Consider the following 26138-nt stretch of genomic DNA (forward strand, 5'->3'; position numbering starts at 1 on the left):
ACCGGTCACAGCGCACGGTCCCTCGGCGGTCGGGTCGTCTGCTCGGCCATGGCGGCGCTCCACAACCGCCGCACGATCGCCGCGCCGCCCACCGCGACCAGCGCCACTCCGCAGTAGATCCCGGCCACCAGATCGATGGTCAGGTGCGGCGCGTCGAGGATGTAGCCGTTGGTGAACCGCCAGTCGTAAGCGCCGCCCGCCACCAGGCTCAGGCCGGCGAACAGCAGGTCCAACGCGAGTGACAGGGCCGCGATCGACACGCTGCCGAACAGCAGCAACCAGAACGGCGTGGTGATGAGCAACCACAGACCGGGCGTCGCCGCGTTCTTCCGGTACGCGCGCAGCAGGGCGACGATCGTCACCAGCACGTAGGAGACGGAGAAGGCGTCGGTGGCCAGGAACTGGGCGAGGAAGACCGGGTCGACGAACAGGAGCGGCGACGCGCCGTAGGCGTCGTCCAGCGCCTGCCACCGCACGGGATCGAACGGGGTCGCCACGATGCTGCCGCCCACGTAGCTGAGGCGGACCATGAGGACCTGCGCGACCAGCACGGTGACGGAGGTGGCGATCGCGACGGCGATCCGCACAGGCCGCTGCCCGGTGAGCCAGCCACCCCCGCGTGCGACCGCACCGCCCACCACGGTCGCGGTGCGGGCCACCCGCTTTCCGTTGGAGTACCAGGACTCGAGCGCGAACGCGAGCAGCACCGCACCGATGAGCACCGGGTCGACGCCGATGAACTCGAGCACGGCCTGGAGTGCGACCGTGAAGTCGGGGACGGGAGAGGTCACCTGCTGGGCGGTCACACGCCCTTCATCGCCGGGTCCGACCGCCTTGTTTCGACGGCGGCCCCGTCACCAGCGGCCGTAGTGCACCACGTCGTCGGCAGAGCGGCGGCCACGCTTCTTCGGGGAGCCGGACTGCTCCGGTTCGTCGGAGTAGCCGATGGCGATCGCGCCGATGGGCTCGTGGTCGTCGGGGACGCCGTACAGCTCCCGGAACGGGGGCACGTCGTCGGGCTGGATGCCGAAGTACAGCGCGCCGAGGCCCTCGTCGACGACGGTCTGCAGGATCAGCAGCGCCGCCATGCCGGTGTCGATGTGCCAGAACGGGACCGGCCAGCGGGACTCGTCGCGGTCGGTCCAGCCCTTGTCCGGTTCGGCGTAGCGGTCCAGGTACACCCGCTTGCACGAGAACGGCACGATCAGCAGCGGCGCGGTCGACAGGCCGTTGTCGTGCGGGCGCAGCGCCCAGAACTTCGCCAGGTCCTCGCCTTCCAGCACGAGGAACGCCTGCCCCTGCGAGAAGCCCGCCGACGGGCCGCGGGTCGCGTTGTGCAGGATCCGGTCGACGATCTCCTTCGGCACCGGCCGGTCGGCCTGGAACCGGCGGACCATCCTGCGTTTGCGGACGACGTCCTGGAACTCCATCGAAACCCCCCTCAGTTCAGCAGCGCGTCGACGAACGCGCCCGGCTCGAACGGTGCCAGGTCGTCGGCGCCCTCGCCGAGCCCGACCAGCTTGACCGGCACCCCCAGCTCGCGCTGCACCTGGAAGACGATGCCGCCCTTCGCGGTGCCGTCGAGCTTGGTGAGCACGATGCCGGTGATGTCGACGACCTCGCCGAACACGCGGGCCTGGGTGAGCCCGTTCTGCCCGGTGGTGGCGTCGAGGACCAGCAGGACCTCGTCGACCTTCGTCTGCTTCTCGATCACCCGCTTGACCTTGCCCAGCTCGTCCATCAGGCCGGTCTTGGTGTGCAGACGGCCCGCGGTGTCGACGAGGACCGCGTCCACGCCTGCCTCGACGCCGCGCCTGACCGAGTCGAACGCCACCGCCGCCGGGTCGGCGCCCTCCTTGCCGCGCACGACCTCGGCACCGACCCGCTCGGCCCAGGTGGCGAGCTGCTCGACGGCGGCGGCGCGGAACGTGTCGGCGGCACCGAGCATGACGGTCCGCCCTTCCGCGACGAGCACGCGGGCGAGCTTGCCGGTCGTGGTGGTCTTCCCGGTGCCGTTGACGCCGGTGACCAGCACGACCGCGGGGAGCTTGGTGCCGTCGACCTCGTGCGGGAGCGCGCGGACGGCCCGGTCCATGTCGGGATGGAGCGCGTCGACGAGCACGTCGCGGAGCAGCGCGCGGGCCGCGTCGGCGGTGCGGACCTTGCGGGAGACCAGCTCGGCGCGGAGCCGCTCGACGATCTCCGTGGTGGTGGCGGCGCCCAGGTCGGCGAGCAGGAGGGTGTCCTCGACGTCGGTCCAGGAGTCCTCGTCGAGGTCACCGGCGCCCAGCAGGCCGAGCAGCCCCTGACCGAAGGTGGACCGGGAACGGGACAGGCGGCCGCGGAGCCGCTCCAGCCGCCCGGCGGCGGGATCGATCTCCTCGACCGGTGCGGGCGGTTCGGTCGGCGCGACCTCGTCGACCACCGCGGGTTCGGCGGGGACGACCTCGGGCCCCGCCTCGACGGCGGCCTCGGCCTCCGCCGGTGCGGCCTCCTCGACCGGCTCCGGCTCCGGCTCTGGCTCCGGCTCCTTGGGTGGGGCGACGGTCCTGGGGCCGCCCTGTGTGAGGCTGATGCCGCCGCCGGTCTGGTAGCCGCCCTTGGCGGGCTTCTCCTCGACCCGCGGCTTCTCCGTCAGGTTGATCCGCCGCCTGCGGTTCAGCACGACGCCCGCGACAACCACGAGCGCGAGCAGCACGACTACGGCGACGATGATCACTATCACGGTGCTCGACACGCCGCCATCCTCGCATCACCCACCGACCGCGTCGTCAGCGGTCGAGACGGCCCGCCTTCACCACGGCCACCAGCGCCGACACGTCGACGGCCAGGGCCGATGCCGGGTTCTTGGAGTCCCGCACCCGGGCCGCACCGTCGGACAAGCGCACCTCGACGCAGTTGTCGTTCGCCGTGCCGCTGAACGTGCTCTTGAACCACCCGGTGTCACGCATGCTCAGTCCTCCTCGTCGATGCGGCGGATCAGCCGGACCGACTCGTCCGGGTCGAGCGCCAGCTCTTGCAGCCGCTGGAACACCCGCAACAGATCCGCGATGTCGGCTTCCTGGTCCAGATACGTGGACGGTCCGAACACTGTCGGAGTGAACCCGATCGGTGAGCCCCGGCCACCGAAGCCCAGGATCGTCATCCCGCCACCACGGGCAGGGTTGCCGTAGGTGTCCGACCGCAGCACCTGAACTGTCAGATTGTCGTTGCTCTCCAACAACTTCAGGATATGCCGCCGTTGCTCGCGCATGACGTCCGGACTGCCGACCGCTCCGGTGAGCGCGTCCTCGGTGAGCACGAAGCGCAGCGTCTTCGCCTCGGCGGAGCCGAAGGTCCGCTCCTGGCGGTCGAGACGGAACGCGATCCGCTCGCTCAGCTCCGCGTGCGATGGCTGCCACCAGACGCCGTCACCGTCGTCGATCATGGCGCGCACATAGCCGAGCGACTGCAGGAGGCCGGGGACGATGCCGAACTCGTAGCAGTTGATCTCGGTGGCGTTCGCCTCGAGATCGGCGAAGCGCTGGAAGGAGCCGGGCAGCAGGTCGGTGTGGGCGCGGCGCTTCGCCCGTGCCCGCGCGAGGGCTCCGAGCTCGATGACGGTGGCCCGCTCGTCGTCGGTGACGCCGTAGAGGTCGAGCAGGTTCTCGAGGACGTCGGCCGCGAGTGTGCCCCGCCCGTCCTCCAGCTCCACGAACTGGGAGCGGGCCTTGCCGATCCACGCGGCCGCCGCCTGCTGCGACTTGCCCGCCTCCTCGCGGAGCCGCCGCAGCGTGAGCCCGAGCTGCCGCCGCTCGAACGTCTGGCGCGCCTTGCCCACGGAACGACCTCGACTTTCACCCGATTGAACGCAACATGAAACACCGACGATCGAGTACATTCAGCTCGACAGTCGAGACTCGACGATCGGTGTGCGACAACCTTATCCAGGGGAAAGAGAGCGATCATGAGCATGGCCCTGAACTCGGCGCCGGACGTCTACCACTCCTCGTGGATCGAGTTCCGGACCGGGATCGCGATGCGCTACGAGGTCGAGCACGAGAGCGGGTCGGCGACCCTGTACTTCGGCCACCGGGACGACTACGTGCTCGCCCTCGACCGCGAGAGCCTGGCACAACTCGTCGAACTGGGCACGGCCGCGCAGCGGGAACTCGCGGCGACAGCCCGAAAGCGGACATGAACCGGCAGATCTGTCGATCCCGTTGAATTATTTCCACTCTCGCAAATCTGGCGACCACGCCGAGAAGGACCCGGCGGCAACGAGTGGGTCGACAAATTCACACACCGCGGCGACAACCTCGGTCAGAGTCGCGGGCAACTCCAACCCATCCGGACCAAGGCGTCTGCGGAACGCGCCGTAGGCGGACTGGCGGATCGACCCGAAGCCGCCAAGCGCCTGGGACAACGGCCTGAGCGACACACCCCGGTGCGACATGGTCGCGTTCAGCGCCGCGCACATCGTGTAATACGAAACAGGATGCCTGCCAGTGAGGGTATACAGGTCCGCATAGTCGCGAACACGCGTGTTGGCCTCACCGAGGGCGATCGCGGTGCTCGTCTTTTCCGCGAGAACGGTTTCGATGGGATAGCCGAGAATGCGCACCGCCGTGAGATCGGCGCGTTGGGACTTCATGTCGATCAGCCGCGGAGCCGGCGTGACCGGATCGCCGATATTGATGTCCAGTTTCAGCTTCACCGTGGCCGTAGCGAGGTGGCAATCCATCGTGATGCGCACGCCTGCGTAATCGGCGTCGTCCCGGATCGTCTGCGCTGTGATCGTGTCCGGAAGGTAGATGACGCCGTCGTCCTCATCGAAAGTCACCGCCGTGATCTCACGGACCCGGCGGATCACCGTCTCCTGGTCGTTGGCCAGGTTTCGGGCCAGCAGGTCGGCGTCAGCGGTCGGGCGGCGGGCGTCGAACACGGACAGCAGCAGGCCACCCTTCAGCACAAAGGCCTGGACGTGACGCGACGCCGCCAGCCGGGCCAGCCAGCGCTCCAGGACGTAGAGGGTGAGCAGTTCCTGGGTGGTGCGCTTTTCTCGCCGGGCGCGGTTCTGGAGATCGAGGTACGCCCGGCCTCCGGCGGTCTGCCTGGTTGGTCGGTTCACTCCGCGCTCGCTACATCGACGGCGGCGCGCACCGGCCCGAACACGCCGAGATCGCGTGCGAGCGCGAGGAGTTGACCAGGGCGTGCGTCCCCGCGCCGCAGGTAACGGCGCAGTGCGCCGAGCGCGAGCGGCTCACCCAATCGATGACGGAGGCGCATGACATCGATGACAGTCCGCTCACGACCATAGACACGGACGCTCTCACCTGGGGCGACCTCGACGGCGGAGACCCCCAGCTCGAAGGTGGCATCAGCGAATCGGAAGACCTCCGTCGGCGGATGGTCGATGCGTGGCGGTCGACTCGATCGCCGCACAGCGAGCTGCACAGCCGACGGGATCTCATCGGTCAGGTCGTGCACAGCCAGTGCGGACACACAGCACACGACGGCGGCCGGGGCACGGTAGGCGACCGCGAGCAGGTCCGGCCAGTGCGGTGCGGCGGCGTCAGCCTGCCGGAACACTCCGCGGGACAGCTCGACAAGATCCCCATCGTCACGGAGCCGGTAGAGGTCACGCGGATGCAACCCGAACTCGCGCGCGGTTCGCGTGGTGAAGGTCAGGGGCAGCTCGCTCACCTCGACAGCCATGGATAGAAGTGTCTCCACCAGAGTAGTAGATGGCAACACTTCTATCCAATCGACCGCCTGAGCTACTTCAGCACGCCTGCCGTGAGGCCCGCCTGTACCTGTCGCTGGAACAGGACGTACACGATCAGCACCGGAAGCAGAGCGATCACCAGACCGGCGAACAGCGCCGTCCAGTCACCGCGGTAGCCCTGACTGATCGCCAGTGACGCCAGGCCCTGCGCGAGGACCTTCTTGTCCGTCTCGTTCATCAGTACCACCGGCAGCACGTACTGGTTCCAGTGTCCCAGCACGTTGAACAGGCCGATGCTGATCAGTCCCGGCTTGGCCATCGGCAGCATGACCCGGAAGAACAGCCCGAAGTGCGAGCAGCCGTCGACGATCGCCGCCTCGGCGATGGACGTCGGCTGGGTGCGGAAGAACGCGGTCAGGAAGAACACCGTGAACGGCATGGAGAACGCGGCGTACACCAGCGCGAGCGACAACAGGCTGTTGAGTCCAAGGAACTCGCCGATCACCGGGATGGTCCCGAGGTTGCGCACCACGAAGAACAGCGGCACGAGCGCCAGGAACACCGGGAAGATCATCCCGCCGACGAACACGAAGTAGATGGTCCGGTTGCCGGGGAAGGTGTACCTGGACAGCACGTACGCGGCCATGGCGCCGAGCATCATGGTGAGCGGCACCGAGATGACCACCACGATGATGCTGTTCACGAAGTACTGCCCGATGTTCGCCACGGTCCACGCCCGCGCGAAGTTGTCGAACCGCGCCACCGCGGGCAGGCCCCACGGGTCGGACAGGAACTCCGTGTTCGTCTTGAACGACGACACGATGGCCCACAACAACGGCAGCACCGTCAGCAGGCCCCAGAACAGCAGGAACCCGCCGTTGAGCAGGTTCAGCGCACCCGTTCCCGCCCCGATTCCCTGGCGCCGGGGCGCCGGGGCCGGGGCGACCGGACGTTCGACAGTCGTCGTCATGACAGCTCCACCCGTTCCCGCCGGGCCACTCGCAGGAACAGCACCGCGACCACCAGTGTCAGTACCAGCAGGACCACGCCGAGCGCGGAGGCGTAGCCGAACCGGTAGTCGTTGAAAGCGCTGCGATACAGCGCGACGCCGAGCACGTCACCCGCGCGGGACGGGCCACCCGAGATGCCGAGCATGATGTGCACGAAGGCGAACGCGTCCATGGCCTGGATCGCGAGGTACACCCAGCCGACCTGCACGGTGTCCCACACCAGCGGCAGTGTCACGTGCCGGAAGGTGGTGTACCGGTTCGCGCCGTCGAGCAGCGCCGCCTCGTAGATCTCCTTCGGGATCGACTGCATCGCCGCCGAGAACAGCACGACGTAGAAGCCGACGAACGACCAGATCATGACCACGACGACGCACCAGAACGCGAAGTCGGGGTCGCCGAGCCACGGGATCGCCAGCGCGTCGAGGCCGATCGCGCGCAGGAAGCCGTTGAGGATGCCGCCCGCCTCGGTCGGGGCGAAGACGTACTTGAACAGCACGCCGACGATCGCGACCGACAGCACCTGCGGGAAGAAGTAGACGATCTTGTAGACGCCCGACCCGCGCACGCCCTGGATGCCGGACCTGCCGCGCCGCCCGACGTTCAGCATCGACGCGAAGAACAGCCCGAGCACCACGGTCACGGCGGGCACGACGAGCAGCAGGATGGCGTTGTTCTTCAGTGCCACCAGGAACTGGTCGTCGCTGAACAGCTTCACGTAGTTGTCGAAGCCGACCCACTTCTGGCTCGCGGTCAGGCCGGTCCAGTCCGTCATCGAGATGAAGATGGCCTGCACGTACGGGGAGACCACGAACAACCCGTAGATCCCGACCGGGAGCGCCAGGAACGCCACGATGAAGAGGAACTTGCCGTGCTGCAGGGCGGGCCCCGGTTTCGAGACCCGCCCACGCACGGCCTGCTTGCCCGCCACCGCTAACGCGTGTACTTCGTGATCGAGTCGTCGTCGCGGACCTTCTTGGCCTCGCCGTCGCACGCGGCGGTGAACTCGTCGACCGACGTGCGGCCGGCGAGCAGGTCGCCGATGTGCGCGTTGATGCCCGGGTTCCACATCTTCGCGTACCAGGTCTGGTACATCCAGCTGACGACGTCGTCGCCCGCCGCATCCAGTGCCGTCTTCGCGGAGGTGAGACCGGCGGGCAGGTCGACGCCCTCGGCGGAGCCGTTCACGACGGTGAGGCTGGAGGTCTCCTTGGTGAAGCCCTTCGCGCCCTCCTGGGAGAGCATGATCCGCATGTACTCCAGGCCACCACGCGGGTTCTTCGCCTGCTTGGGCACGATGTAGGGCTCACCGGGCGCGGCGTAGATCGTCTCGAACGGCATCGCGGCGTCGTCGGACAGCAGCGGCTCCGGCGTGAACGCGAACTCGAAGCCCTCCGGCGTGACGTCCTTCTGCTCGCTCTCCAGCCAGGAACCACACGGGATGAACGCGGCTTTGCCCTCGCTCCACGCGTTCTGGGACTGGATGTGGTCCATGCCCTCGGTGCCGGCGAGGTAGTACCCGGCCGAGCGCAGACCGGCGAGCGCGTTGGCGGACTCCTTGACCGCCTCGTGCTGCCAGGCACCGTCCTCCAGGTTGTCGATCGCCTTGAGGACGTCCTGGCCGCCGAGCTTGGCGGCCATGGTGAGCAGCGGCCAGGTCATGTACCTGGCGTGGACGCCCTGGTAGGCCCACGGTGCGATGCCCGCGGTCTTGATCTCCTTGCACAGGGCCGTCATCTCGGCCCACGTCTTCGGCGGGGTCCAGCCCTTCTCGTCGAAGAGCGTCTTGTTGTACCAGAGGCCGAAGACCGTCAGCGCCATGTGCATCGCGTACGGCTTGTCCCCGAACGTGCCGGACAGGGCCGCGTTCGGGACCAGCGTGTCCCGCACCTTCTTGTTCGGGTCGTCCCAGCTCGGGGCGTCGTACAGGTCGGTGAGGTCGTACAGCTGGTCGTCGGACACCAGCTGGCCGAGCGGGATCTGGCCGTCCCCGGAGTCGTTCACGAAGTCCGGCGGGTTGCCGCCGACGAAGCGGGACTGCAGCGCACCCGCGATGTCCACCTCGGCCTTGTGGTTGATCGTGGCGTCGGGGTACCGCTCCTTGTACATCGGCTGGTGGACGTCGGTGGCGTACTTGTCACCGAACCCGCCGTTGAAGATGTAGATCTCGAGGGGCTGATCGGTCGGCACACCGAGCGGGTTGTCGGCGGTCTTCTCACCCTCGGTCTGTTCCTGACCACCGCCGGAGGTGGCGCACCCGGCGAGGAACCCGGTCCCCGGCAGCACGAGCGCGCCGGTGGCGAGTGCCCCCCGCAGGAAGGCCCTCCTGCTCCAATCTGCCGAAAATCTGGTCATGCTCGCTCCTCGTGTTTCGTGGCAACGCCGTCGCCGGCGAACACCGCCGGCGACGGCAGGGTCACACATTATCGCCCTGGTCTATACCTTCAACCGCCAACACTCAACCACTCTGGACATCGATTTGGTCAAGAACTAACCTGGCGTCTTGCGTGGTCCGGCGGTGTCCATTAGCCACAGAACCGTGACTTCGTGCCGGGTGATCGGGCTCCTGTCCGGAACGTCCATGGACGGTGTGGACGCGAGCGTCGCCGAACTGCGGCTGATCGGCGACACCGTCGAGTTGTTGCCCGTCGGGCACATCGAACTGCCCTACCCCACCGAGCTCCGCACGGCGCTGCTGGACGTGCTGCCGCCCGGCGAGACCAGCGCGGCGCAGGTGTGCAGACTCGACACCGCGGTCGGGCAGGCGTTCGCGGCCGCCGCGGCCCACGCGTACGCCACGATCGCCGACGGGCGCGCCGACCTGGTCGCCTCACTCGGGCAGACCGTCTACCACTGGGTCGAGCGCGACCGCGCGCTCGGCACGCTGCAACTGGGCCAGCCCGCGTGGATCGCGGAGGCGACCGGGCTGCCCGTGGTGTCGGACCTGCGGGCCCGCGACATCGCGGCGGGCGGGCACGGCGCACCGCTCGCCGGTGTCCTGGACCGGCTGTGGCTGCGGGACAGCACCGAGACCACGGCCGCGCTCAACATCGGCGGGATCGCCAACATCACCGTCGTCGCCCCGGACGCACCGGCGCTCGCGTTCGACACGGGCCCGGGCAACGCGCTGCTCGACGCGGCGGCGCGGATGATCTCCGGCGGGGTGTGGCACCAGGACGTCGATGGCGACCTCGCCGCGCAGGGCACGGTCGTGCCGGAGCTACTCGACGTCCTGCTGGCCGACCCGTTCTACGCGCTCGCCCCGCCGAAGTCGACCGGCAAGGAGCACTTCCACGCCGGGCACCTCACCGCCGCGCTCGACGAGGTTGGGCACGTGGCGGGCGACGACCTGCTCGCCACGCTCGTGGAGCTGACCGCGGTCACGGTCGCCGACGCGTGCCGCGCGCACGGCGTGACCAGGGTCGTCGCGTCCGGTGGCGGCGTGCGCAACCCGACGCTGATGGCCGCGCTGCGCGGCAGGCTCGCCCCGGCCACGCTCGACACGAGCGACGCGCTCGGCCTGCCATCGGCCGCCAAGGAGGCGTACCTGACCGCACTGCTCGGGTTCCTGACCTGGGCGGGCTCCCCCGCCGACACGACCGGCACCACGGGCGCACGCGGCCCCCGGCTGCTGGGCGCCATCACCCCGGGCAGCGTTCCGCTGCGGCTGCCCGTGCCCGCGACGACCCAGGTCACGCGCGTGCGTGTGCGTGCGAACGTGACCGAGAAGGTGGGAGAGACCAGTGCGCGCGCTTGACATCGCGATCATCGTGATCTTCCTGATCGGGATGCCGCTGCTCGGCGTCCTGATCGGCGGCCGGCAGAAGTCCGCGACCGACTACTTCGTCAGCGAGAAGAAGATCTCGTGGTGGGTCGTGTGCCTGTCGGTCGTCTCGGCGGAGACGTCGACGCTCACCGTGCTGTCGGTGCCGGTGGTGGCCTACCTCGCGCCACCCGCCGCCGGTGGCATGACGTACCTGACGCTGGCGCTGGGCTACATCGCCGGGCGGATCATCGTGTCGTTCGTGCTGCTGCCCCGCTACGTCGCGGGCGACCTCGTGACCGCGTACGCGTTCCTCGGCAAGCGGTACGGCGACGGCATGCGCGCGACCGCGTCGGTGACGTTCCAGTTCACGCGGCTGCTCGCCGACGGCATCCGGCTGTTCGCCACCGCCATCCCGATCAAGGTGGTGCTGGCCGCGTACGGCGTGAACGCGTCGTACTGGGCGATCGTGATCGTGCTCGGCATCGCGATGGTGTTCTACACGTTCGTCGGCGGTGTGCGCGCGGTCGTGTGGGTCGACGCGATCCAGATGCTCTGGTACGTCCTCGGCGGTGCCATCGTGATGGTCGCGCTGGCGCGGGCGCTGCCGTCCGGGTGGTTCGGCGACGCCGTGGACGCGTCGAAGTTCCAGCTGTTCGACTTCTCGTCCGACCCGCTGACCGGCGGCTTCCCGTTCCTGGCCGCGTTCTTCGGCGGCACGCTGCTCGCGATGGCCTCCCACGGCGTCGACCAGCTGATCGTGCAGCGGCTGATGTCGACCGGCGATGTCCGCGCGGCGCAGAAGGCGCTGATCGCGAGCGGTGTCGTCGTCTTCCTGCAGTTCGCGTTCTTCCTGGTCATCGGCGTGATGATGTGGGCGTTCTACCAGGCCGCGGTGCCGACCGACCCGGTCGCCGACGGCGGTCTCGGGCTCGGCAACAAGGACGAGCTGTTCGCGAACTTCATCGTGACCGAGCTGCCGTCCGGACTGTCCGGGTTCGTGATCGCGGGCATCCTGGCGGCCGCGCTGTCCTCGTCGCTGGGCGCGCTGGCGTCGGCGACCGTGACCGACGTGTACGAGCGGGTCTCCCGCCGGACGCTGTCGGAGACCGACCGGCTGCGGCTGGGCCGGATCTGGACCGTCGTGTGGGCGGGTTTGCTGATCGTGTGCGCCGGCCTGTTCGCGACGGCCAACCGGACGACCGCGGACCCGATCGTCGTGCAGGCGCTGGGGATCACCGGGTACACCTACGGCGCGCTGCTCGGCGCGTTCCTGCTCGGGCTGATCTTCAAGCGCGCCAGGCAGTTCGACGGACTGGTCGCGTTCCTGACGACGGTCGCGGCGATGACGTTCGTCATCCTCGGCGTGAAGTTCGTCGGCCCGTCGGCGGCGGCGGACCCGGTCGCCAACGGCTACGCGGAGTGGACCTCGATCCGGATCGACTTCTCCTCGGCGGTGCCCGCGGAGGGCGTGCGCACGCTGACGGCCTGGTGGTACACCCCGCTCGGCGTCATGGTGACGCTGGTGGTCGGCGGGCTGCTGTCGCTGCGCCACCCCCGCCGACCGGAACCGAACACCAAGGAGCCAGCCGCCACGAAGGCCGCGTAACCACCGCCAGGACCTGGAGCCCCCATGAGAGGTGGCTCCAGGTCCTTGATCTTTGTGCGAAGTCCCGGCCCGATCAGCAGTTACCTCAGGGGAACGTGACGGCGCCCAGCCACGAACCACCCACGGTCCGCGGGTGCCGCCGGGTCGAGACCAACACTTCAAATTCCGGGGAGGCGGGCTAGTTCGCGGAGCGGGCCTTGTGTGCGGCGGTGCGGGCGGTCTTCGCGACCTGCTTGTCCGGGTGGTGGGCACCGATGAGGCCGAGGACCTCGTAGGTCTCCGGGTGCGGGAGGCGCCAGGCAGCGTCCAGGACCTCCTGTTCGGCCCCGGCGGGCACGATCGCGCCGAACAGGTCGGGCACCGCGGCCGGGTCGTAGGTGCCGAGCTGGTCGGCGGTCGACGCCAGCAGGTCCACCACGAGCCACGCGAGCTCCGCCGGTTCGAGCTCGCGGTCCAGCGCCGCCAGTGCGTACGGGCGCAGCGCCACGTTGTCCAGCGCCGACTCCCACGGCGTGCCGGACACGTCGCCCAGCACCGTCGTCGCGTGGACCCGTGCCTCCGGGTGCGCCTCCGCCGCGGCGGCGAGCAGTTCGGCGGCGGCCTGCTCACCTGCATGCGCGAGCCACGCGTCGGTCAGTTCGGTCAGCTCGTCCTCGGTCAGACCACCCACCGCGGACAGGAGGTCCGCGGCCGTCATGTCCGGCAGCGGCGGCACGAGCGGGATCTCGATGCCGCCCTCCACCAGCTCCTCACGCATCGCCAGCAGGCCCAGCGGCGTCAGCAGGGCCACCTCGTCGTCCATCCCGACCGCGCGGTGCTGGACCAGGCGGGTCAGCAGGGCGTCGGCCGGGTCGCCGTGGGCGGCCACCCACGCGTCCCAGACGGCGTCGTCCTCCAGGTGCTCGGTCGCGATGTCGTGTGCCATGCCGCGCAGCTCCGCGACCGGCACGCCGAGGGAGCGGGCGAGGAACATCGGCAGCACCAGCGACCCGAGCGCGGCGAAGTCGAGGTCCACCTCGCCGACCAGCTCGGCGTCGATCTCCAGGCTCGGCAGGGTCTGGGTGAACGCGGCGATCCACGTGCCGACGTCCTCCCGGTCGTCGCCGGTCGGCCACAGGTCCGGGTTCGCGTCGGCCTCACCCTCGTCGGCGGACACCACGACGAGGTCCGTCGCCAGCGCGGCCTCCCAGCACAGCAGCAGCTCGGCCGGGGTGACGCCGAGGAGCTCCGCCGCCTCCGCCGCGTCCGGCTCGGTGAGGTCGCCCTCCTCCGTGACCGCCCGCCGCTCCCCCACCCACGTGGCGAGCGCACCGGCGCGACGCAGCAGCTCACTCTCCCGCGCGGCCGCGGCCAGCTCGGCGATCGGCGGCACCCGCAGGGCAGGCAGCCGGTCCGGCAGGCCGAGCAGCTCGGCCAGGTCCTCGGCGTCCTCGAAGTCGTCCAGCTCGACGGTCATCCGCCCAACCTAGTGCCTGGCCTACACGGCGGGTCGGTGCGCGGTCGTGCTGTCCGCCCGGTAGCTCACCAACTCCTCCGTCAGCTCGAAACCCAGCTTCGTGAACATCCGCTCCGACGGGTCGTTCCCCGACCGGATCAGCGCGGCCGCCCGGTCCCGGACCCCGTCGGCGGCGGCCAGCTCACCGAGCAGCCGCCGCACGAGCGACCTGCCGACCCCGCACGAACGCGCGTCCTCCGCGACGCCCACCACGTCCACGTAGTACTCCTCCGCCTGCGTGTACCCGCCGGCGTAGCCGAGCAGCCCGTTGTCCCCGGACAGCACCACCACCGTGTGCCGTTCCCCGGCCACCAGCTGGGCGCCGGTCGTCGGCGCGCCGGGGAAACACCGGTCGTGCAGCGCGGCGACCGCCGCGCGGACCGCCGGTTCGGCGGGCAGCGGGACGACGCGGTCGTCGGGGGTGTGGCGGACGAGCAGGCTGCGCAGCGGCGCGGCCGTGAGCGTGAAGCACCGGGTGGTGATGGCCGGGCGGATGCCGTGCCGGTCGGCGAAGCCGGCGAGCAGCCGGTTCTCGCGGTGGGCGAACAGTTCGAGAACGTGCACACCCGCGAGCGCGGGCAGCGCTCGCGCCTCGTGGAACATCGCGTCGGCGGTGGCCTGCCACAGGTTGCCTGCCGCCGGGTGGTTGGCCGGGACGTCCACGAACGGGCCGTACAGGTAGGCGCGGCGCTGCCCGGTGTCGACCTCGACGGACAGGACGCCCCGCAGACGACCGTTGCGGTCCTCCGCGACCACGGCGGCGGCGGGCCATTCCGGTTCGATGGCGGCCAGCTCCTCGGCCACCTCCTGCGGTGTCTCGCCGTGGAAGGCGATCCGGTGTGCCGGCTCCTGCTGCAGCCGCGTCACCAGAGCGATCACGGCCTCCCGGTCGGCCGGGTTCGCGGTACGAACGTCATACATGTCCGAAATCCTGAACCGCCGCACCCACTGCGCGCCAACCATTTCCTGCCCGCTCGGGCGACACCCCGTGACCGACCGGGCACACCTGCGCATTCGATGCCCATCCGTTACTTCACCAGGCGAAAGTTGCCCCATACTTGCTCGTCGTCATCGTCCACGTCGGACGGTCACTTTCACCAGACGAAAACCGGAGTTGTGTGATGGCTGAATTCGATGTCAAGCGGGTTACGACCCTGGAGTGGGCAGGCATCGGCGCCGGCCTCGCAGCGTTCATCTTCAGTTTCCTGCCGTGGCACTCAGTGAGCGCAGGAATCGTCAGTGCCAGCGCGAACGCTTGGAGCACCGGGTTCTTCTCCTTGTTCGCTGTGTTGCTCCTGATGGCCGCTGGCGGTCTTGTCCTGGCTCCGCACCTCGGCGTCGAAGTAGCCCGCCTGCCACTGATCTGGCTCGCGTTGTCCGGGGTGGCCGTCCTGTTCATCCTGCTCCAGTGGCTGATCATCCCCAACGACGGCGTCGCCGAGTACGGTTTACTCGGTGCCGGCATCGAGTCCGGTGCCGGGTTCGGCCTGATCCTGGGCCTGATCGCCGCGATCGTGTCGACCGTGGGCGCGGTCCTCACCTTCCGCGCGGCACCGAAGAGCGTCGGCGGCGCACACCCGTCGGCTGCCTGACCCCCTGACGCCGGGAAGGGCACCTTCGCGAAGGTGCCCTTCCCGGCGTTTCACGCCTGTGGCTGGGGTTGTGGCTCCGGTGCCGCCACCGGCCCGGGCTTCGGGCTGTCCTCGCCGTGCATGCGCTGCGAGATCACCTGTGTGATGCCGTCGCCGCGCATGCTGACGCCGTACAGGGCGTCGGCGATGTCCATCGTCGGCTTCTGGTGGGTGATGATGATCAGCTGCGAGTTGTGCCGCAGCTCCTGCAGCAGACCGATCAGGCGGCGCATGTTCACGTCGTCCAGCGCCGCCTCCACCTCGTCCATCACGTAGAACGGCGAGGGGCGGGCGCGGAAGATCGCGACCAGCATGCCCACCGCCACCAGCGACTTCTCACCACCGGACAGCAGCGACAGCCGCTTGATCTTCTTGCCGGGCGGGCGGGCCTCGACGTCGACGCCGGTGGTCAGCATGTCCTCCGGCTCGGTCAGGATCATGCGGCCCTCGCCGCCGGGGAACAGTGTCGAGAACACGGTCTCGAACTCGCGGGCCACGTCGTGGTAAGCGGACGTGAAGACCTCGAGGATCTTGTCGTCGACCTCCTTGACGACCGTCAGCAGGTCGCGCCGCGTCGCCTTCAGGTCCTCCAGCTGCGTGGACAGGAACTTGTAACGCTCCTCCAGCGCCGCGAACTCCTCCAGCGCGAGCGGGTTCACCTTGCCGAGCAACGTCAGGTCGCGCTCGGCCCGCTTCGCGCGGCGTTCCTGCGCGGCCCGCTGGTACGGGATCGGCTGCGGCTCGCTGACGGCGTCGCCCGCCTCCTTGGCGGCCTCGTACTCGGCGATCTCGGCCGGGCTCGGCGGCACCGGCACGTCCGGGCCGTACTCGGCGACCAGGTCGTCCAGGCCGATGCCGAAGGACTCCGCGATCTTGGTCTCGAGCTGTTCGAGGCGCATCCGCTGCTCGGCGCGCAGCACCTCGTCGCGGTGCACGGCGTCGGTCAGCTTCTCCAGCTCGGTCGACAGCTCACGGACCCGGTTGCGGACCTCCTGCAGCACCCGCTCACGGTCGTACCGCTCCGACTGCACGGTGTCGCGCTCACGAGCGGCCGCCGTCAGCGACTGCGCGATCCGCTCCAGTGCCAGCTCGCCGTTCTCCACCACCGCACGCGCCACCGCGGCGCCGTGCGCCCGCTGCGCCATGGCCCGCGCCGCCCGCTCCCTGGCCTCCCGCTCGGCACGGGCGGCGCGGCGCAGCTCCTCGGCCTTGCCGTACAGCGCGCGGTGCCGCTCCTCCGCGGTGCGCAGCGAAAGCCGGGCGTCCATCTCCTGCTGGCGGGCGGTGGCCAGTGCGACGGTCGCCTCGTCCCGCTCCGCGGTGTCCGGCTCGTCGTCGAGCACGGTCTCGTCCTCGGCCACGGCCAGGCGCTCCTCCAGCTCGGCCAGCTTGACCAGCGCCTGCTCGCGCGCCTGCTCGACCTGGGTTCGCTGGTTCTGCACGCGCTCGGCCTCGGCCTGCGCGGACCGCACCGCGGTCTGCATACGCGACAGCCGCTCCGCGGACCGGGCGGCGCGGACCTTCGCCTCGTTCTTGGCCTCCGCGGAAGCCTGCGCGTCCTGGAGCCTGGCCGTCGCCTCGGCGCGGGCACCGGCCAGCGCGGCGGACGCCCGCTCGGCGGCGCTCTCGGCGGCGGCGAGCTTCTCGTTGGCCTCGTCGACCGCGGCCTGCACCTCGATCACGCTCTGCGCGCGGGAGGTGCCGCCGACCGCCCAGTGCGCGCCAAGCACGTCACCCTCGTGGGTGACGGCCCGGACCGAAGGGTGGGCGTCGACGATCAGCCGCGCGATCGGCAGCGACTCCACGACCGCGACCCGGTCGAGTGCCGTCGCGACCGATGGCCGCAACGCCTCCGGCGCCCGCACCAGGTCGACGGCCCAGCGCGCGCCCTGCGGGAGGGCCGGCCAGCCGGACCGGTCGTACTGGCCGTGACCGCCGACGACGATCCCCGCGCGGCCCGCGTCGGAACCACGCAGCAGCTCGAGTGCCGCCACGGCGTCGTCACCGGAGGCCACCGCCACCGCGTCGGCGACCGGGCCGAGCGCGGCGGCCAGCGCCGCCTCGGCACCGGGCTCGACGGTCAGCAGCGCGGCGACCGAACCGAGCAGACCCGGCAGCCGGTCCCCGGCGGCGAGCAGCACACCGGCACCGTCCTTGCGGTTCAGGCCCATCGACAGCGCGTCGACCCTGGCCTTCCACGACGCGATGTCCTTCTCCGCGGTCCGCTCGGCCCGCACCAGCTCCTCGACGCGGGCCTGCGCGGCCTTCTGCGCCTCGACGGCCCGCTGGTGCCGCTCGGCCAGCCCGGCGTCGTCGGAGTCCTCGATGCCGGTCTCCTCCTGCGCCTCGGCCAGCTCGGTGGCGGCCAGCTCGGCCCGCTCGGTGGCCTCGGCGAGGGAGACGGAAAGGCGCTCGATCTCCTCCGCGGTCGCGTTGGTCTTGCTGCGCAGCGCCTCGACCTGCCCCGCGAGGCGCGCGAGGCCCTCACGGCGGTCGGCGACCGCCCGGACGGCGGCCATGTGCGCCCGCTCGGCGGCCTGGACCTGCTGTTCCAGCTCGGCCCGGCGCTCAGCGGTCTCGCCGAGCATGCCGCGGGCCACCTCGACGTGCTCGCCGAGCTCGGCCTCGCGGACGGCGGTCTCCTCGGCCTCGAACTCCAGCTCCTCGGGGTCACGCCCGGAGGACTGCATGTCGACGGCCGAGGACAGGTGCCGCTCACGTTCGACGGCGAGCCGGACCGTGCCGCGCAGCCGCTCCTCCAGCGCCGAGAGCCGGTACCAGGTGTCCTGTGCGGCGGCGAGCCGGGGCGCGTCGGCCGCGAGCTGGTCCTCCAGGGAGGTCTGCTTGGCGTCGGCGACCTCCAGCAGCTGTTCGACGTCGTGGCGGCGGGCGCGGGCGGCGGCCTCGTCGGCCTGCTCCTTCGCGATCTCCGCGCGCTGCGTGACCAGGTCGTCGGCGTGCAGGCGCAGCCGGGCGTCGCGCAGGTCGGCCTGCACGGCCTGGGCCTTGCGGGCGATCTCGGCCTGCTTGCCCAGCGGCTTGAGCTGGCGGCGCAGCTCGGCGGTCAGGTCGGTCAGGCGGGTCAGGTTGGCCTGCATCGCGTCGAGCTTCCGCAGCGCCTTCTCCTTGCGCTTGCGGTGCTTCAGAACGCCGGCGGCCTCCTCGATGAACGCGCGGCGGTCCTCCGGCTTCGACTCGAGGATCTGCGACAGCTGACCCTGACCGACGATGACGTGCATCTCCCGGCCGATGCCGGAGTCGGAGAGCAACTCCTGGATGTCCATCAGGCGGCAGGAGTTGCCGTTGATCTCGTACTCGCTCGCGCCGTCGCGGAACATGCGGCGGGTGATCGACACCTCGGTGTACTCGATGGGCAGCGCGCCGTCGGTGTTGTCGATGGTGAGGCTGACCTCGGCACGGCCCAGTGGGGCGCGGCCCGCCGTGCCGGCGAAGATGACGTCTTCCATCTTGCCGCCGCGCAGGTCCTTGGCGCCCTGGGTGCCCATGACCCAGCGCAGCGCGTCGAGCACGTTGGACTTGCCGGAGCCGTTCGGGCCGACGACACACGTGATCCCGGGTTCGAAACGCAGCGTGGTCGCCGAGGCGAACGACTTGAAGCCCTTGAGCGTGAGGCTCTTCAAATGCACGAGACCCTGGACCTCTCAGGTAGCCAATAGTGGCCGCTCTATCCGCCCGAGGGTACCCGTGGGTCGTTCGTGGACGTGGGAGGTGCCGCCGAGTCCGCTCAGCGGCCGGGTGCCTGGATGGTCGCGACCACCGTCTCCCTGTCGTCGAGCAGGTACTCCAGCTTGGCGATCTTGCCGCGCTGTATGGAGGTGCTCGACGGGATCTCCACGTTCGGGTCGTGGTCGGTGCCCCACCAGCCCGCGATCTCCCACTTGCCGTAGTGGTCGTACACCTTCAGGTAGCACCCGCGACCTGGCGGAGCGCCGTGGATCTCGGACTGGATCTCGGTGCCCCAGTCGTGGTCGATGAGCCGCGCCTGCACACTCGTGGCACCGGCCTCGTAACTCCACGTGACCCCGGCCGCGGCCGGCGGCGCCTCCTCCTCGCGCACCGCCCCCCAGCCGAAGACGCCGGCCACCGCGAGGACCACGACCGCGGCGGCCGCGGCGGCGACCCGCCAGTACCGCCGCTTCCCCTGCGGCTCCGGCAGCACGTGCACCGGCGCGTCGCGTGGCTCCTGGACCGGCGGCAGCGGCACCGGCTCGGTGACCGGCTGCGCCCGCGTGGCGACCGCTCCGGCGGCCACCTCCGTCGACGGGAGATCGTCGGCGAAGTCCTCCGGCGTGACCTGGTTGAGCAGGCCGGGCAGCGGCGAGAGACGGACCAGCTCGCGGCGGCAGACGTCGCAGGAGGACAGGTGCGCCTCGAACGCGAAGCGCTCCGCCGGGTCGAGGGCACCGAGCAGGTAGACGCCCAGGGTCATCGTGTGCTGACAGGTCACGGCTCGGTCACCCCTCTCTCCTCCAGCGCGTCGCGCAGCGCACGCAACGCGTAGAACGACCTCGACTTGACGGTGCCCGGCGGGACCCCGAGGACCTTGGCGGTCTCCGCGATGGTCCGCCTGCGGTAGAACAGCTCGCCGATCACCGCGCGGTGGTCGGCGGACAGCGCCCGCATGGCCTCGGCCACCTGCCAGCCCTGCAGGACACGGTCGAAGTCGTCGGTGGGGCGCGGCCAGTCCCGCTCCAGGATCGGCACCTCGTCGACCCGCGCGCTCTGCTTGCGGTAGCCGGAGACCACGAGGTTGCGCGCGACCGTGTACAGCCACGGCCCCGCGTGCTCGGGGTTCAGCGCGTCGCTGTTGCGCCACGCGCGGAGCAGCGTCTCCTGCACGACGTCCTCGGCGTACTGGTGGTCGCCACCGACCGCACGCAGCACGTAGCCGTAGAGCGGCCGGCGGTACCGGCTGTAGAGCTCGCGGATGAGCTCGTCTTCCTGGTCCGGGGTGTTCCCCACGCACCAGTCATACGCGAAGGTCGCCGGAAAGGTTCAGGTGGTGTGGGCACTAGCGCTCTGCGAACCCGGTCACATTGCCCTTGGCGTCCGACCAGCGCTCGACGACGAGTGCGACGTGCCCGGGCGTGGTACCGCCGCGCAACAGCTCGAGCAGCTGTTCGCAGTCCTGCCTCGGGCCCTCCGCGACGACCTCGACCCGGCCGTCGGCGAGGTTGCTCGCGTAACCCTGGAGGGCCAGCTCGGAGGCGCGGCTGCGGGTCCACCAGCGGAACCCGACACCTTGTACTCGGCCGTGTACCCAGGCCGTCAACCGGACGTGTTCGTCAACCACGGAACGTGAGATTCCTGCTCGTCTGATGTTGCGTTCGGTAAGGCTGCTAAGTTACCCCGCTGTGATGCGCTGCCTGCGGTGACCGAACGGTCGCGCAGCGATTCTAGGAGGGCTTCGGGGATGCTCGGACCAGAGGACCGCATGGACGACGCACCGCCCGCGGAAGAGGGAGGCGGCTTGCGCCGCACGCCCTACCTGGCTCTGAGCGCCGCGGGACTCGTCGTGTCGACCGCGTTCGCGACCGTGGCCATGCTCGCGGGAGGGCAGACCGACGAGGCGCAGCCGGAGCGCACGAGCGACTCCATCGAGGTGCGGGACACGACGTCGACGGACGGCAGCACGTCCGTGACCACGACGTCGTCGACCACCACGTCGGCCACGACCACGTCGACCACCACGACCACGACGACGACCACCACGAAGAAGCGCACCACCACCGAGGACGACCCGACGGACGACAACCCGTCGCCGGACCCGACAACACCGCGCCCCACGACACCAAAGCCGACCACCCCAAAACCCACGACACCAAAACCGACGACCACCACCACGACGACGACCCCGACCACACCGCCCACGACCACGGAACCCAGCATCCCGCCGGGCGACAGCAGTTCAGGCGGCTCGACAACCCCCTGACCACAAACACGCAACGGCCCGCCAACCCCCGGCGGGCCGTTCTGCTACCCCCACCCACCCCAACCGCACACCCCCCGTAGAGAACCCGCGAGTCCCCCGTTCAGAACTCGCGAGTCCCCCGTTCAGAACTCGCGAGTCCCCCGTTCAGGACTCGCGAGTTCCCCGTTCGGGACCGGCGAGTTGACGGTTCGAGCACTGACGCAGTCCGTCGCGACCGCCAGCTCGGGGGATCCCGAACGGGAGACTCACCGGTCCCGAACGGGAGACTTGCGAGTCCCGAACAGGGGACTCGCGGGTTCCGAACGGGAGACTCGCGAGTCCTGAACGGGGGACTCGCGGGTTCTGGACGGGGGACTCGCGGGGTTTGGTGGGGGTGGGGGTTCTGGTGGTTGTTTTGTGGGGGGATTGTCATTCTTCTGTTATCGAGTTCGCTCGATCGTGGTACGTTTTCGCGCCGTGGCCTTGTCCCGTGCACGGAGACCCGTGCTGCCGACCCTGACGGCTGTGCTCGCGGGTGCGCTCGTCGCCGGTACCGCGACGATGCTCGCGAACCCCGCAGCCGGGTCGTCCGCCGACCAGGACGACCTGAGCATCGGGCTCACCGACGAGCAGGTCGTCGCCGACTCCCCCGGTGACCTGGTCCGGCCGACGCCCGGCAGCGCGCGTCCCTCCGGTTCCACCGCCCCGACCAGCACACCGACCACGTCGTCCGCCCCGTCGACGACGTCGTCGACCACCACCGAGCCCCCCGCGCCACCGCCCCCGCCCACCACCTCAGAGGAGCCGCCCGCCCCGCCGCCCACCGCCACCGGCGGCACCGCGCAGGACCAGGTCGTGAGCCTCGTGAACACCTTCCGCGGGGAGGCGGGCTGCGGGCCCGTCAGCGTCGACGCCCAGCTCACCGCGGCCGCCCAGGGGCACGCCGAGGACATGTCGGAGCGTGACTACTTCTCCCACACCTCCCTCGACGGCAGGACCTTCGACCAGCGGATCCGTAACGCCGGGTATCCAAGCCCCGGTGCGGAGAACATCGCCCGCGGCGCGCGCACCGCGGAGCGGGTCATGCAGATGTGGATGGAGTCCGACGGCCACCGCCGCAACATCCTCAACTGCGACCTGGCGACCATCGGCGTCGGCCTCGAACGCGACGGCTTCTACTGGGTCCAGAACTTCGGCTTCTGACCCCGGGAGCACGACCGGCACGAGCAATCCCGCACGGTCAAACGCCAGGAGGCGGACCGGCCGCACGCACCAGGCAGAACGGGTGCCCCGCCGGGTCCGCGTACACCCCGCCACCCCGCGCTCCGAGTCGTCCAGCGGCACAGCACCCGCCGCCAGCGCCTCCTCGTGCGCGGCGTCGAGGTCCGGCACGCCCAGATCCAGGTGCGACTGCTGCGAATCTCCCGGGTCCGGCCAGCGGGGCGGGCGGTGGTCGGCGACCCGCTGGAAGCACAGCACGAACCCGGTCGGCAGGTGCGGCGTCGACCACCCGTCACCCAGCGACCACCCGCGGTCCGGCCGGTTCACCTCGCCGCCGGGCAGCGCGTGGTGGAACCGCACCAGCTCCTCGTCGTCGGGACCCGTCGAGCACCACGCACTGCAAGGTCATCCTCATGCCTCGAACCGGTAGCCCATCCCGGCCTCGGTGAGCAGATGGCGCGGCCGCGACGGCTGCGGCTCCAGCTTGCGCCGCAGCTGCGCCAGGTACACCCGCAGGTAGTGCGTCTCCGACGCGTACGACGGGCCCCACACCTCCTGCAGCAGCTGCTTCTGCCCGACGAGCTTGCCCCGGTTGCGCACCAGCAGCTCCAGCACGCCCCACTCGGTCGGCGTCAGGTGCACCTCGGCGCCGTCGCGGATCACCTTCTTCGCCGCCAGGTCCACGGTGAACGCCTGCGTCTCGACCACGGCCTCCTCACCGGCCTGCCCGGTCGCCGCGCGCCGGACCGCGGCCCGCAGCCGGGCGAGCAGCTCGTCCATGCCGAACGGTTTCGTCACGTAGTCGTCGGCACCGGCGTCCAGCGCGGCCACCTTGTCACCGGAGTCGGTGCGCGCCGACAGCACGATGATCGGCGTGCTCGTCCACCCGCGCAGCCCCGCGATGACCGTCGCGCCGTCGATGTCGGGCAACCCGAGGTCCAGCACCACGACGTCCGGGTGCACGGCGGCGGCGACCCGCAGCGCCTCCTGCCCGGTCGCGGCCGTCGACACCTCGTAGCCCCGCGCGGTGAGGTTGATCCGCAACGCCCGCACGATCTGCGGCTCGTCGTCGACCACCAGAACCTTCGTCACGCCTGCACGCTCCCGTCCACCGGCAGTGACAGCACGACCGTGAGCCCACCGCCCGGGGTGTCCTCGGTGCCGATCGTCCCATCCATCGCGTCCATGAAACCCTTCGCCACCGACATGCCGAGCCCGATCCCGCTCGTGCTGTCCCCGAGCCGCTGGAACGGCGCGAACAACTTCTCCGCGGCCCCCTTCGGCAGGCCGCGGCCGTGGTCGACCACGCGCAGCTCGACCCGGTCGTCGTGGGCGCTCGCCCGGATCGCGATCGGCGGCTCGGCAGGCGGCACCGCGTCGGTGCGGCCGGGCCACCCGTGCCGCAGCGCGTTGTCGACGACGTTCGCGACGACCCGCTCCAGCAGCCCGACGTCGGCACGCACCGCGGGCAGCGCCTCGTCGACGTCGACCGCCACCGCGGCCTGGCCGTCGAGCCCGGCGAGCGCCCGGGCAACGACCTCGTCGTAGGTGACGGCCCGCAGCCGGGGCCGCACCGCGCCGGTCGCGAGCCGCGACGAGTCGAGCAGGTTGTCGATGATCGCGGACAGCCGGTCCGCGGACTCCTCGATGTCGGCCAGCAGCTCGGCACTGTCCTGCGCGGACAGCGACAGGTCGGGCGCACGCAGGCTGCCTGCCGCCGCCTTGACCGCCGTCAGCGGCGTGCGCAGGTCGTGGCCGACCGCGGACAGCAGCGCGGTGCGCAGCTCGTTGGTCGCGGCGGTGCGCCTGGCCTCGGCCGTCTCGGCCGCCATCCGCTGCTGGCGCAACGCGAGGAGTGCCTGCCCCGCGACGGTTTCCAGCACGCCCCTGGCGTCGGCGGGCAGGGCCCGCCCCCGCAGCGCCAGGTGCACGTCCGGGGTCACGGCCACGTCGGTGTCGGCGTCGTCCGGCCCGTCGCACGGGGACGCCCCGGCGCAGGCGACCCGGTGCCACTCGCCGTCGCGCCGCTCCAGCAGCGCCACCGACAACAGCCCGAAGTTCTCCCGCACCTTCTCCAGCAGCCGGTCGACCGGCCGGGACGACGTCAGAACCGTGCGGGCGTACGAGGTGAGCAGCGCCGCCTCGGTGCGTGCCTCCGTGGCCTGCACGGTGCGCCGCGCCGCGCGGTCGACCACCAGCGCCACGAGCACGGCCACGAACACCATCACGACGAGCGTGACCATGTTCTCCGTCTCGTCGACCGAGAGCGTGTGCAGCGGCGGGGTGAAGAAGAAGTTCAGCAGCACGCCGCAGAACACCGCGGCGAACAACGCGGGCCCGAGCCCGCCGATGAGCGTCACCGTCACGATCACGAGGAAGAAGCCGACCGCGTCGGTCGACAGCGAAAGGTGCGGCGCGAGCAGCACCCCGGCGACGGTCACGAGCACCGGAAGGACCACCGCCGCGACCCACCCGGTGACCCGTCTCGACAGCACGAGCGCGCTGCGTTCGGCCCGCAGCCGCCACCGCCGGTTCGCCTCGGCGTGGGTGACCATGTGCACGTCGATCGGCCCGGACCGCTGCACGACGGTCGCGCCGATGCCCTCGTCGAACAGCCGCGCGAACCGCGACCGCCGCGACGTGCCGACGACGAGCTGTGTCGCGTTCACGCCGCGGGCGAAGTCCAGCATCGCGTCCGGCACGTCGTCGCCGACGACCGTGTGGAACGTCGCGCCGAGGTGGCGGGCGAGGCCGCGGATCTCGGCCACCGCGTGCGGCGACGCGCCGGCCAGCCCGTCGCCGCGCAGGATGTGCAGCACGAGCAGCTCGGCACCGGCCCGCACGGCGATGCGGCTGGCGCGGCGGATCAGTGTCTCGGTCTCCAGCCCGCCGGTGACCGCGACGACCACCCGCTCACGAGCCTCCCAGGTGTCGGTGATCTGCTGCTCGGCCCGGTACCGCTGCAGGGCGACGTCGACCTGGTCGGCGACCCACAGCAGCGCCAGCTCGCGCAGCGCGGTCAGGTTGCCCGGCCGGAAGTAGTTGCCGAGCGCGGCGTCGATGCGCCGCGCCGGGTAGACGTTGCCGTGCGCGAGGCGGCGGCGCAGCGCCTCCGGCGTGATGTCGATCAGCTCGAGCTGCTGCGCGGACCGCACCACCTCGTCGGGCACGGTCTCCTGCTGCCGCACACCGGTGATCCGCTCGACCACGTCGTTGACGCTCTCCAGGTGCTGGACGTTGAGCGTGGACACCACCTCGATGCCGGCGTCGAGCAGGACCTGGATGTCCTGCCAGCGCTTGGCGTTGGCCGAGCCCGGGGCGTTGGTGTGCGCGAGCTCGTCGACCAGCACGACCTCGGGTGCGCGGGCGAGCACGGCGTCGAGGTCCATCTCCTCGAACACGCGGCCCTGGTGGGTCACGGACCGGCGCGGCACGACCTCCAGGCCATCGAGCAGCTGGTCGGTCCTGGCGCGCTCGTGGGTCTCGACGAAACCGACGACCACATCGGTGCCTCGTTCGAGCCTCCTGTGCGCTTCGCCGAGCATCGCGTAGGTCTTGCCGACCCCCGGTGCCGCGCCGAAGTAGATGCGCAGTTCGCTCACGGACACCAGCCTGCTCCCCCCTGGCCGGAAGCGGTGGGACGTTGACGACTTCTTCACACGTGCGGTGATGCGGCCGACATCTGGACAAGAAGCCGACAACCTGTCGAATATGTGACTTCCGACTCGGCATTCGTTGCTTCGGCAACCAGTACCGCTGGACAGCTCACATTA

Annotated in this window: 24 protein-coding genes and 1 pseudogene; 5 read left to right on the top strand and 20 right to left on the bottom strand. The window is 70.5% G+C overall.

The window, feature by feature from the left end:
- Positions 1–5 precede the first annotated feature (5 nt).
- From ACFPCV_RS23250 to ACFPCV_RS23270, 5 genes are read right to left on the bottom strand one after another with little or no spacing between them, the layout of a single operon-like run.
- Complete coding sequence (locus tag ACFPCV_RS23250; protein WP_378058408.1) at positions 6–806, bottom strand: hypothetical protein; 801 nt, start codon at positions 804–806, stop codon at positions 6–8.
- Between the two features lie 48 nt (positions 807–854).
- Positions 855–1430 carry a nitroreductase family protein gene (locus ACFPCV_RS23255; protein ID WP_378058409.1) on the bottom strand — a complete coding sequence of 192 codons (576 nt, stop codon included), beginning with the start codon at positions 1428–1430 and terminating at the stop codon, positions 855–857.
- A gap of 11 nt (positions 1431–1441) precedes the next feature.
- On the bottom strand, positions 1442–2737 hold the full coding sequence (gene ftsY / locus ACFPCV_RS23260; RefSeq protein WP_378058410.1) for a signal recognition particle-docking protein FtsY: 1296 nt from the start codon (positions 2735–2737) through the stop codon (positions 1442–1444).
- A 34-nt stretch (positions 2738–2771) separates the two neighbouring features.
- Positions 2772–2951 carry a DUF397 domain-containing protein gene (locus ACFPCV_RS23265; RefSeq protein WP_378058411.1) on the bottom strand — a complete coding sequence of 60 codons (180 nt, stop codon included), beginning with the start codon at positions 2949–2951 and terminating at the stop codon, positions 2772–2774.
- A gap of 2 nt (positions 2952–2953) precedes the next feature.
- Positions 2954–3820 carry a helix-turn-helix domain-containing protein gene (locus ACFPCV_RS23270; RefSeq protein ID WP_378058412.1) on the bottom strand — a complete coding sequence of 289 codons (867 nt, stop codon included), beginning with the start codon at positions 3818–3820 and terminating at the stop codon, positions 2954–2956.
- A 126-nt stretch (positions 3821–3946) separates the two neighbouring features.
- Between ACFPCV_RS23270 and ACFPCV_RS23275 the strand changes: the two genes are divergently transcribed.
- Positions 3947–4180: a hypothetical protein gene (locus ACFPCV_RS23275; protein WP_378058413.1), complete on the top strand. Its 234-nt coding sequence runs from the start codon at positions 3947–3949 to the stop codon at positions 4178–4180.
- Between the two features lie 27 nt (positions 4181–4207).
- Here the strand turns inward: ACFPCV_RS23275 and ACFPCV_RS23280 are convergent, their stop codons facing one another.
- The 5 genes from ACFPCV_RS23280 to ngcE all read right to left on the bottom strand — a co-directional run bounded on the left by ACFPCV_RS23280 (position 4208) and on the right by ngcE (position 9069).
- Positions 4208–5110, bottom strand: a complete 903-nt coding sequence (locus tag ACFPCV_RS23280; protein WP_378058414.1) for a nucleotidyl transferase AbiEii/AbiGii toxin family protein — start codon at positions 5108–5110, stop codon at positions 4208–4210.
- Complete coding sequence (locus ACFPCV_RS23285; RefSeq protein WP_378058415.1) at positions 5107–5697, bottom strand: type IV toxin-antitoxin system AbiEi family antitoxin domain-containing protein; 591 nt, start codon at positions 5695–5697, stop codon at positions 5107–5109. Before ACFPCV_RS23285 ends, ACFPCV_RS23280 begins: the two co-directional genes overlap by 4 nt.
- A gap of 62 nt (positions 5698–5759) precedes the next feature.
- The gene (locus ACFPCV_RS23290) at positions 5760–6677 is read right to left on the bottom strand and encodes a carbohydrate ABC transporter permease (RefSeq protein WP_378058416.1); all 918 of its coding nucleotides are present in this window, start codon (positions 6675–6677) and stop codon (positions 5760–5762) included.
- Complete coding sequence (locus ACFPCV_RS23295; protein ID WP_378058417.1) at positions 6674–7645, bottom strand: carbohydrate ABC transporter permease; 972 nt, start codon at positions 7643–7645, stop codon at positions 6674–6676. Before ACFPCV_RS23295 ends, ACFPCV_RS23290 begins: the two co-directional genes overlap by 4 nt.
- Before the next feature lie 2 nt (positions 7646–7647).
- Positions 7648–9069 carry an N-acetylglucosamine/diacetylchitobiose ABC transporter substrate-binding protein gene (ngcE, locus tag ACFPCV_RS23300; RefSeq protein ID WP_378058418.1) on the bottom strand — a complete coding sequence of 474 codons (1422 nt, stop codon included), beginning with the start codon at positions 9067–9069 and terminating at the stop codon, positions 7648–7650.
- Between the two features lie 226 nt (positions 9070–9295).
- Between ngcE and ACFPCV_RS23305 the strand changes: the two genes are divergently transcribed.
- The gene (locus ACFPCV_RS23305; protein WP_378058419.1) at positions 9296–10471 is read left to right on the top strand and encodes an anhydro-N-acetylmuramic acid kinase; all 1176 of its coding nucleotides are present in this window, start codon (positions 9296–9298) and stop codon (positions 10469–10471) included.
- Positions 10458–12086 (top strand): sodium:solute symporter, encoded by a 1629-nt coding sequence (locus tag ACFPCV_RS23310; RefSeq protein ID WP_378058420.1) that lies wholly within the window; start codon positions 10458–10460, stop codon positions 12084–12086. Before ACFPCV_RS23305 ends, ACFPCV_RS23310 begins: the two co-directional genes overlap by 14 nt.
- 178 nt (positions 12087–12264) lie before the next feature.
- Here ACFPCV_RS23310 and ACFPCV_RS23315 read toward each other — a convergent pair whose 3' ends face one another.
- On the bottom strand, positions 12265–13542 hold the full coding sequence (locus ACFPCV_RS23315) for a hypothetical protein (RefSeq protein ID WP_378058421.1): 1278 nt from the start codon (positions 13540–13542) through the stop codon (positions 12265–12267).
- A 21-nt stretch (positions 13543–13563) separates the two neighbouring features.
- Entirely contained in the window at positions 13564–14637 is a 1074-nt protein-coding gene (locus tag ACFPCV_RS23320) for a GNAT family N-acetyltransferase (protein WP_378058422.1), read from the bottom strand.
- A 2-nt stretch (positions 14638–14639) separates the two neighbouring features.
- Here ACFPCV_RS23320 and ACFPCV_RS23325 point away from each other — a divergent pair, with 2 nt between their 5' ends.
- Positions 14640–15173: a hypothetical protein gene (locus tag ACFPCV_RS23325; RefSeq protein ID WP_378058423.1), complete on the top strand. Its 534-nt coding sequence runs from the start codon at positions 14640–14642 to the stop codon at positions 15171–15173.
- Between the two features lie 50 nt (positions 15174–15223).
- On the opposite strand, the gene smc is transcribed toward ACFPCV_RS23325, so the two are convergent.
- The 5 genes from smc to ACFPCV_RS23350 all read right to left on the bottom strand — a co-directional run bounded on the left by smc (position 15224) and on the right by ACFPCV_RS23350 (position 21110).
- The gene (gene smc / locus ACFPCV_RS23330; protein ID WP_378058424.1) at positions 15224–18859 is read right to left on the bottom strand and encodes a chromosome segregation protein SMC; all 3636 of its coding nucleotides are present in this window, start codon (positions 18857–18859) and stop codon (positions 15224–15226) included.
- Between the two features lie 98 nt (positions 18860–18957).
- Positions 18958–19680 (bottom strand): anti-sigma factor family protein, encoded by a 723-nt coding sequence (locus ACFPCV_RS23335; RefSeq protein ID WP_378058425.1) that lies wholly within the window; start codon positions 19678–19680, stop codon positions 18958–18960.
- Positions 19677–20195 (bottom strand): sigma-70 family RNA polymerase sigma factor, encoded by a 519-nt coding sequence (locus ACFPCV_RS23340; RefSeq protein ID WP_378058426.1) that lies wholly within the window; start codon positions 20193–20195, stop codon positions 19677–19679. The genes ACFPCV_RS23335 and ACFPCV_RS23340 overlap by 4 nt, the downstream gene beginning before the upstream one ends.
- Positions 20196–20244: 49 nt before the next feature.
- Positions 20245–20526 carry an acylphosphatase gene (locus tag ACFPCV_RS23345; protein ID WP_378058427.1) on the bottom strand — a complete coding sequence of 94 codons (282 nt, stop codon included), beginning with the start codon at positions 20524–20526 and terminating at the stop codon, positions 20245–20247.
- 191 nt (positions 20527–20717) lie between these two features.
- A complete protein-coding gene (locus ACFPCV_RS23350; RefSeq protein ID WP_378058428.1) occupies positions 20718–21110 on the bottom strand; it encodes a hypothetical protein in 393 nt (130 codons plus the stop codon).
- A 538-nt stretch (positions 21111–21648) separates the two neighbouring features.
- Between ACFPCV_RS23350 and ACFPCV_RS23355 the strand changes: the two genes are divergently transcribed.
- Positions 21649–22347, top strand: a complete 699-nt coding sequence (locus ACFPCV_RS23355; RefSeq protein ID WP_378058429.1) for a CAP domain-containing protein — start codon at positions 21649–21651, stop codon at positions 22345–22347.
- Between the two features lie 168 nt (positions 22348–22515).
- Here ACFPCV_RS23355 and ACFPCV_RS23360 read toward each other — a convergent pair.
- The 3 genes and pseudogenes from ACFPCV_RS23360 to ACFPCV_RS23370 all read right to left on the bottom strand — a co-directional run.
- Positions 22516–22725, bottom strand: a pseudogene (locus tag ACFPCV_RS23360) (VOC family protein); the annotation flags it as partial.
- Positions 22726–22776: 51 nt separating this feature from the next.
- Positions 22777–23457, bottom strand: coding sequence for a response regulator (locus tag ACFPCV_RS23365; RefSeq protein ID WP_378058430.1), 681 nt, complete (start codon positions 23455–23457; stop codon positions 22777–22779).
- Positions 23454–25967: a DUF4118 domain-containing protein gene (locus ACFPCV_RS23370; RefSeq protein WP_378058431.1), complete on the bottom strand. Its 2514-nt coding sequence runs from the start codon at positions 25965–25967 to the stop codon at positions 23454–23456. The genes ACFPCV_RS23365 and ACFPCV_RS23370 overlap by 4 nt, the downstream gene beginning before the upstream one ends.
- Between the last annotated feature and the right edge of the window lie 171 nt (positions 25968–26138).

It is taken from the genome of Actinophytocola glycyrrhizae, from assembly GCF_042653545.1.
In the GTDB taxonomy this organism is placed as follows: Bacteria; Actinomycetota; Actinomycetes; order Mycobacteriales; family Pseudonocardiaceae; genus Actinophytocola; species Actinophytocola glycyrrhizae.

Coding starts and splice junctions, on each gene's coding strand:
- ACFPCV_RS23285 (WP_378058415.1), bottom strand. CDS start 5,697: ATGGCTGTCGAGGTGAGCGAGCTGCCCCTGACCTTCACCACGCGAACC.
- ACFPCV_RS23290 (WP_378058416.1), bottom strand. CDS start 6,677: ATGACGACGACTGTCGAACGTCCGGTCGCCCCGGCCCCGGCGCCCCGG.
- ACFPCV_RS23265 (WP_378058411.1), bottom strand. CDS start 2,951: ATGCGTGACACCGGGTGGTTCAAGAGCACGTTCAGCGGCACGGCGAAC.
- ACFPCV_RS23305 (WP_378058419.1), top strand. CDS start 9,296: ATGGACGGTGTGGACGCGAGCGTCGCCGAACTGCGGCTGATCGGCGAC.
- ACFPCV_RS23275 (WP_378058413.1), top strand. CDS start 3,947: ATGAGCATGGCCCTGAACTCGGCGCCGGACGTCTACCACTCCTCGTGG.
- ACFPCV_RS23255 (WP_378058409.1), bottom strand. CDS start 1,430: ATGGAGTTCCAGGACGTCGTCCGCAAACGCAGGATGGTCCGCCGGTTC.
- ngcE (WP_378058418.1), bottom strand. CDS start 9,069: ATGACCAGATTTTCGGCAGATTGGAGCAGGAGGGCCTTCCTGCGGGGG.
- ACFPCV_RS23320 (WP_378058422.1), bottom strand. CDS start 14,637: ATGGGGCAACTTTCGCCTGGTGAAGTAACGGATGGGCATCGAATGCGC.
- ACFPCV_RS23315 (WP_378058421.1), bottom strand. CDS start 13,542: ATGACCGTCGAGCTGGACGACTTCGAGGACGCCGAGGACCTGGCCGAG.